General features: G+C 45.6%; 5 protein-coding genes. All 5 read right to left on the bottom strand.

The window, feature by feature from the left end; all coding sequences use genetic code 11:
* A partial coding sequence (locus tag GXO76_11965; protein NOY78575.1) for a hypothetical protein occupies window positions 1-1,482 on the bottom strand: 1,482 nt, incomplete at its 3' end.
* 72 nt (window positions 1,483-1,554) lie between these two features.
* A complete protein-coding gene (locus tag GXO76_11970) occupies window positions 1,555-3,723 on the bottom strand; it encodes a T9SS type A sorting domain-containing protein (protein NOY78576.1) in 2,169 nt (722 codons plus the stop codon).
* Between the two features lie 65 nt (window positions 3,724-3,788).
* Window positions 3,789-5,972 carry a T9SS type A sorting domain-containing protein gene (locus GXO76_11975; GenBank protein ID NOY78577.1) on the bottom strand — a complete coding sequence of 728 codons (2,184 nt, stop codon included), beginning with the start codon at window positions 5,970-5,972 and terminating at the stop codon, window positions 3,789-3,791.
* Window positions 5,973-6,399: 427 nt separating this feature from the next.
* Entirely contained in the window at window positions 6,400-6,840 is a 441-nt protein-coding gene (locus tag GXO76_11980; GenBank protein NOY78578.1) for a CBS domain-containing protein, read from the bottom strand.
* 314 nt (window positions 6,841-7,154) lie between these two features.
* Entirely contained in the window at window positions 7,155-7,637 is a 483-nt protein-coding gene (gene greA / locus GXO76_11985; protein ID NOY78579.1) for a transcription elongation factor GreA, read from the bottom strand.
* Window positions 7,638-8,013: the final 376 nt, after the last annotated feature.

The following is an 8,013-nucleotide window of genomic DNA, read 5'->3' on the forward strand; positions in this document are numbered from 1 at the left end:
GCTTAAATTTTGTCCATCGATTTGTACCACGTGACGCCCCGCACCTTGAATCCCCCTGCAAAGAAGTTTCACTTCCTCTCCCAAACTGTTGAACAAACGGAGGGTTACCTTTTCCCTTATTGGGAGAATATATTCCACATTCGTTACCGCGTTAAACGGATTGGGCCAATTCTGAGAAAGCCACATGCTTCGCGGGGAGGAAGTCGGATTCTCATTAACCGCACCTATGATAATAGTTTGAAAATTGAGGTAGATGTCAGATTGATTGCCATCCCATTCCTCCAAGGCAAGGGCAAAATTGAAATCCTGTGTTCCGGAAATGGAAATGTGTTGAATCGAATTCTTTCTGGAAAATACTTTAAAAAAATAGTTGTTATACCCTATCATATAGAGTTGATCAGGTACGCTATCGGACTGACACACCAGAAAATACCAGGGCACCAGTGTCAGAACGCATCCACCCAAGTCCAAATTGTTGGAAGTCAGGATACACTTTGAACAGGCAAAGGAGTGCTCGAAATCGAAATTGCTATGGAATACCAATGAATCCTTATCAAATGAAAAAATCCTGGATTTGAAAGTTGTTCCATCCAGCCAGGCAAGAGCAAGTGTATTGGAAGCGGAGGCGGCGGGATCGACCGCCTCGCTTATATTTAGCCCGGCAAATGAGCGACGGCCCCGGATTCTGGCCAGTTCAACGGGTCCTTCCCACTTTTGTTTCAAACGTGAATAATAAATGACTTGTATTTTCAAAGAATCGGGTGAAAACAACTCATCAAAAGCAAGCCAAAGGTTCTCCTGAAAATCCATGCGGGGGTACAGGTGCGCAATTTCACTTGAGCCGGTGTAAAGTTTTTTTCGGTGGACCCAGTGAAACGTCGAATCCATTTCTGCTGAATAAATACTTTTCCCCGAAATCCAAAACAGGCGGTTGAACCGTGCATATTCAGAACTCTCCTCACGCGAATGCGTGGCAAAAAACGCCTCTTCCGAAACATTTAGTGAATCCGAGGTCACTTTCTGCGGAGACGACCATACGGAATCCCTAAAGACCGAATAAAACAGAGAAAAAATCCCGGCTTTTTTCTGCCTCCAGATGGCCACCGGATAATCGGCGTAATATTCAATAAGCGGAGACTCAATTGTCTGGTTCTCCACTAAATCTGAAATAAGATATTTCTTGGAAAATTTAATTTGGGGCGGCTGGTGCAGAACACGCCTTACCTGAATGCGAATACCTACAATGCCTGCATTGCCTTCTCGGGTCGTTTTTTTGTACACCAGCCAGAGTGGAAGTGTTTTTTCGGTGTTTCCATCTTCAAAGCGAAAGGCCGCTTCATAAAGATAGCGCGTGAGATAGGGTTCCGTTTCGTTGATAGTGGAATCCGCTGCAATAGGAAAAATTTTAAAAGCTGATTGTGCGCGGGCGAGAAAAGGCAAAAGGACCAACGAAAGAAACACTGCCCAAATCATCTTTCCCATTTTAGCTCCTCCATAATGAGCATACTTTTATAGCGGTTCATTATTTCCAGCAGAAAACTGGATGCACTTTTTCTACCGCAACAGCAAAATTTTCAGCCGCTTAACCTGATTCTTCACCTGAACTACAACAAAATAGGTACCGGAGGGAACCATGTGGCCCCAATCGTCTGTGGCGTTCCACACGATCTCCACCGTACCGCTCTGGGGCACAGCCAGCCGCCACTGACGCACCTGCTGTCCCAGCACATTAAAAATCCGAAGCACCACCCGTTGGTGCCGCAATTTCAGAGGAATTTGAATTTTCAGCGTGGTAGCCGGATTAAAGGGATTGGGGTACGCTTCCAGCAAAAACAGTTGATCCGGCAAACGGCCATTTCCTTCGACCCCGGTGCCAGGTTGATTGTACCGATCATTGTTGTTCTGCGCTTGCTGAAGCTGCTTGTAATAGGCTTCGGCTTCCGGATTGGGCACCAAAAAGGCGGTGTACGCCGTGAGCACGCGCGAGCGCACACTTAGATCAATCATATTGTCCACCATCCAACTGCTCTGGGATTTGTGCGCCAATTCCTGCAAATGGTGCCCAAACCAGGCTGTCGCTATTTGCCCGGAACCCGGAAACACATCCGATGCCTGGACCTGAAATGTGCGCAATGCCAGGGTGTCTGCTGTTCGTCCAATCACGGTCACATCTGCCGGAAATGTCCCTTCAAACCGGCCGGTTTGAATCACGGGGAAATCCAGGGGATAGTAGCCGCGAAACAGCGAAAAAAGCTGTTTGTTGTACGAATAGCCGTTCTGAAAGCGCACCTGCACCTCCACTTCCTGGTAGTGGCTCACTTTCTCGAAAAACAGGGCGTCAAAAATGTTTTTCAAGGAATGAAATCGCAGGAAAAACAAATTTCCCCCCGTATCGCGCGTAAGGGCCGAGAGGAATGGGAAGGTCTCAATCATGTACCCGTGATCTTCCGTGTAACGAAGACGAGAGACGTTGTCCAGATCCAAAATGTGAAATTTAGTTCCGGCCGGAAAGTGAGATTCGATTTCCCTGGCGTAAGCCTGCCCGCCGGCCGTGGTTGTGGGAAGGTCGATTCTATTGGTAATCCAGACGACCTCACCGGGCGTGGCCTGTTTTTTCAGAAATTGCGTGCCTGCCGCAAACAACTCCTGAGAGCTGTTAAAGTGAAGAAACGGCCAGCCGGTACACCGGGCAAAAATCGTGTCCAGGTTGGCAGCCGTGCCCGCCAGCCAGTGCGTGCTGGCCTGAACAATATCGGCATAGGCCACAATAAGATTGACCGAATCTTGGGGCGAGAGCGCCTGCATCATGGATTCCTTCAAAGAGGAAAAAAGCAAATCGCTGGTCATGCCGGACGTATTGGTCACACTGTAATCAATTAAAATCAACCAGTTGCGCGGTGTACGCGAAATGGGCATCTCCGGTGGCAGGACGGCCATTTGGTAATAATGCCCTGTGCTGTCCGAGAACGTGGTCATAAAAAAGGAACCCGTTACAGGGGACGGCAAAACCAATTCCACAAACTGGTTGGCGTACGTGGGTAAAACGGCCCGGTACAGGGAATCTGTAACGTCTTTTTGGAACGTAACCCCAGGCGCTCCGATTAAATAAGGGGTTTCGTCCACGACCGGATCCGTGCGCACGTCAATCTCAAGGCTGTCTGCGCCACGCGGTGTACCCGTAATTTGCGGCAGGGGCAGCCAGGTCCGGAGGTGTCCTCCTGTAGGCCGTGCCGGAACCAAATATTGAATAAAAAATTTCTGCGCTTTCCCTCGCGTAATCGGGAACACCCGCATTTCGTACGGCACATTGCCGTTGGCGTCCGCCTTTCCCCGGGTCAAAATGGCGGGTTCCCGGTACCGGCTGCTCACCTCGCTGAACAAAAGCTCTGCCGTCCAGCGGTCCATGATGCGCGCCTGAATCAGGGAATCGTTGTACCAGAATTTCAAATCATGGACAATCGCTTCCTCGGGAAGCGTAAATTTCCACTGAAACTCCAGCTCAGTGTAATTCTTGAAAAACCAACTCTCAAAATCATAGCTTACAGAAAGATTCAAATTGTGTTCAATGTAGGCTCCGCGCCGGACAATCACATCCTTTACATGAGTGATGTTGACATTGGCATCGCGGATGTGGGGGTAACCGGCCTCGTACACGCTAAAATCGGCGGCAAACGCGCCGGTTGTGCCAAATAAGATCACCCAAAAAATCAAGAGCTTTTTCATCGTAGAACCCTCTATTTTCTATTCCGTTATTTTCCACTTTTTTTCGAAGATGTTGAAAAATGACTTCATTTGAGCAGAGTCACTTTTAGGCGTTGTTGAAACGTCCCAATTTTCCCGACAATCACATAAATGCCCGAAGGCAAAATCAATCCTTCAGTTGATTCGCCGTTCCATCGGAATTGCAGCCGGGTTGAACCGGAAGGCAGCTCAAATTGAAATGTTCGCACCCGTTTTCCGAGAAGATTGTAAATTGAAATTCGGGCCTTCTCTGTTTTTTTCAACATCGGAAAGGTGAGCTGTACTTCTGTGCTTAAATTAAAGGGATTGGGAAAGGCAGCCAGGTCAAATCGCGTCGGTTGATTTTCGGCCACCGCTTTTTGGGACTGCGTGGTGTCCACTTCAACCAACCGCTTGAATCCCACCAGACCGGAGGGCCCCGGAATCACAAATCCATTGTACGGACTCAAGAAATGGTATTTCGTCGCTATTTGGCCAATTTCTTCAATGGTAGCCTGGCTTTGAGGTTCTTTCAAGAGATCTTCCACATGGAGGCCATGCCACATCGTCGCCAGCAATTCCGGGTGAGGGCTGTTGAACGTATCGGTAATGGTTACCGTGTGTTTGTAAAGATGACCATCAATTTTCCCGAAGTAATCAATCGAAAAGGGACGATTCCCCTGGTAGCGTCCGATTTCAACATATGGCCAGGCAATGGGAAAGTGGGTTCGTCCGCTATTGAGTAAAAACCGGCTTTCGTGAAAACCGCCCTGCGGCAGAGCATCCACTTCCACTACATCCAGCGCCGGAAAAAAGACATCCGCCAGGGCGTCACGAAGCTGCCAACTGTTCAGATCTCTCGCTTTTACGACCCCGCCATGGCTCAAGCGGGCCAGGTTTTCGTAAAGATAATCATTTCCAAAATAGGCCTTATTATTGATCCAAATATAATACTCCCAATCATAGTTTGCACAATTAAAAATACGGAAACTCACAGCAGGTTTTATCTGGCGAAGACTCAAATCGATAATTTCGTTGGCCACACTGAGCGGTTTAGAATGCTTGTTCGCACTGCTAAAAAGCCAGATTTCACCCGCAACATTCTCCCGGTTAAAATAATCTTTGGCCGCCCGTAACAATTGAGGAAGCGTTGAAAGGTAAGGCTGAGGCGCCTGAGTGATTTCATTAAAAAGCTGTTCCACTGTTTGATCCGTAGCCGGGACAAAATGTTCGCGTAACGTTTTGGGGACAAAATCGGTCAATAAGACGTTTATCGAATCTAACTCGGTAAGCCCTGAAATCGCCATGACCTTAAATTCGTTGAGCAACTGGGTTCGAGAAAACTTGGATGGAATATTCTCGGCCAAATCATAAATAATCAAAATATGTCGGGGGTTTCGTTCTGTTGGAAGCAACGGTGGGGTAAGCATAAGCGAATAATAGGCACCGCTTTCATTTTCAAATATCCGAAGCTCGGGTCCTTTTGAAAGTGGTCGAAACCAGCGGATGCCAATGTTACTGTAAAAATTGATTTTTCTCGCCGGGATAGAGGTTTTCCACTTACCTCCCACTTTTTCAAAAGGGAAGTTGGCTTCACTGTAAATTCCATAGATAATTTTGGGTTGTGCGGAGGGAAAATCGTGGTCAACAAAATAAAAATTAACAGGAATACTGCAGTGATAGGTGGGACAGGACTCAAAAAAAGAGGACAGGGGAATAGCTGTGCGCATTTGCCAGATTCCGGGTGTGGCGCGAATGACATATTTTACGCGAAATGTAAAATCTTTGTCCCGATAAATAGGGGAAAGACGCATCTCGTATTTTGAAACCGACTTCCCATAATAGTCCCGCTGAATGACTTTCCGAAGCAACAGACGCAGATCGGATTTAGGCGTTTGCTCATAAATTTCTTCTGCCTTAAATAAATCCGTAGGTTTTGCGTCGATCCATTGGGTTCCATCGAAAAGACCCGCAGAAATTAAAACCGCCCCTTTCGGTAATTCAAACGGGATCTTGACTTGAAAGGGCTGATTCGTCGGACACTGCCAGGATGAACAGACCATTCGAGCACGCGTTTGGATTTCAACCTGGGAAAGGGGACCAGAATTTTCAACGGAAACAGTCATTCCCATGGTGTCAAAATAATACCAAACTTCGTGAGGATTATTTAATCCAATAGCAACAAAACGCCCCGCTTGTGAAGGAACAGCAAGACCCAACAACAAAATTGAAAGAAGGAGAATTTTTTTCATGATGCCTCCCTTATTAAATAAGAAAACCGAACAAATAAAAAGAACAGACGCAGGTGGTTTGAAAACTGGTTTTATGAGGTCACATTTGCTTTTTTTCCGCTTGAAACATACCCGCTTTTGGGATCGAATATTGCAGGAAAAGGTTTCAGAAAGAATAGGGACTTAAGGGAAAAGGAATCCTGTTTTTAGAATTGGAACAGACGGCATCATGATCATTCACTTTTAACACAGAAAGAAACGGTTCAACCAGCCTTAAGAATCTCGTTGTCATTCAAGCGGCTCACCTTTAATCTCATTTTTTATTTGAGAAATAATAAGGAAAACCCGCTGAACAATAAAAAGGCAGCACTTTCACGAACCGGTTGTTCATGAAATCCATGGATGCCGCGAAAAGTTTTTCGTGAATGAACTGCTTGTTGTGAATGTGTTACCGGGGATAGGTACCTGCAATAAAATCATGGAGATAGTGAATTTCATAATGCGCTTCGTGCAGTTGATTTTTCACCAGATCCCCAATTGAAATAATACCAATTAATTTCCCGTTTTCAAGAACAGGAATGTGGCGTATCTTGTTTTCAGTAACAATGCCCATAAGATAATCGGTACTGTCTTCAGGTGTGGCGACAATCACTTCGGTGGTCATTACATCTTTGACCTTTGTGTCTTTGAGTTGTTCACAACGGCGGGCCAACAATCGCAAAATGTCTCGTTCGGAAATAATCCCGAGCATGGTTTCTTTTTCCACAACAGGCAACGCGCCTACCGAGCGGGTAGCCATAACACGCGCGGCCTCATAAAGTGATGCTTCAGGCGAAATGGTTATTAATTCCTTGGATTTCTTTTCGAGAACAGTTCTTACGGTAGACATTTTTCCCTCCTCCATTCACATTCTTATAATAGCAGGGAATGCCCTGCCATTTATTAACAGTCTATTAAATCTTCTCACCTTGTGTTTGATGAAAAATCATTCATTATTAATAAAATACGATATTTTTCATTGAAATAACACTTAAAAAAGAAAATTTTTCATTAATTGATAATAATTTATTAAGAATCTTGTGGTTAAAATCACGGAATATTTAATGTTTCTCGTCAAAGATAAAGGATAAATTCGATAAAAATCCAGTGTATCGGGAGAACAGGGCTATAGACTTTGCGGATAAATATCTGACGCTGCGCCGGTTATGCTTGTGACTGAAACCTTTCGATTTTTTCGATGCGATAACGGATAGCCCCTGCAGGAACGTGTATTTCCACCTCTTCGCCTTCTTTTTTCAGCATTAATTGGCGAACAAGGGGAGTTTCATAGGAAATAATATTATTGTCCACATCGGATTCAATGGGGCCCAATATTGTGTAAATATCCAGCTGGTTGGTATCCAGATTGCGTAAATGAACCGTTTTACCGACGGTTACCAGTCCGTCCGGCAGGTCCATATTTTCAATAATCTCGGCGCCCTGAATAAGTTCGCCCAATTCCTGGAGGCGTCGGGCAATTAGGTGTTGTTGCTGTTTGGCCGCGTCATACTCTGCATTTTCGCGTAAATCGCCGTGGGCAGCCGCTTCTCCCACCTTTCGGGCGATTTCTCCCCGGAGTCTTTTTTGAAGCGTTTCAATTTCACTCCGAATTTTTTCGTAACCCGCATGCGTCATATAGTTTGGCATAATGACTTGATCCTCCACGTGATATCTTGCACAAACACACTTTCTAAAGAAGACACACAAATTATTTTCGTAACGATAGATAATCTCATTTAACTTACACAATCTGATCTATATAAAAATAGGACATTGTATCCACAATATCAATAAAAAAAGGGAGGCTTTTGAAAAGCCGCCCTTTTAAATTTAATTATACGGCAAAAAGCATCAGTGAACACAGCTAAAGGAAAAAGCTGCTTTTTTATTCCCAAATGGACGCGGTGTAACATCTCATTTAACAGGTATTAGGTAGAATCCGTCCATTTCTGACCCTCCCTCCGGCCCCCTCCCTGAGATCGGGGAGGGGGAGTCAAGGGGTGGGTTCAAAAGACCGGGTTCT

The organism is Calditrichota bacterium, assembly GCA_013151735.1.
GTDB lineage: Bacteria > Zhuqueibacterota > JdFR-76 > JdFR-76 > BMS3Abin05 > BMS3Abin05.

Excerpts from the sequence above, each read along its gene's own strand:
- greA (NOY78579.1), bottom strand. The coding sequence starts at position 7,637 with ATGCCAAACTATATGACGCATGCGGGTTACGAAAAAATTCGGAGTGAA.
- GXO76_11980 (NOY78578.1), bottom strand. The coding sequence starts at position 6,840 with ATGTCTACCGTAAGAACTGTTCTCGAAAAGAAATCCAAGGAATTAATA.
- GXO76_11970 (NOY78576.1), bottom strand. The coding sequence starts at position 3,723 with ATGAAAAAGCTCTTGATTTTTTGGGTGATCTTATTTGGCACAACCGGC.
- GXO76_11975 (NOY78577.1), bottom strand. The coding sequence starts at position 5,972 with ATGAAAAAAATTCTCCTTCTTTCAATTTTGTTGTTGGGTCTTGCTGTT.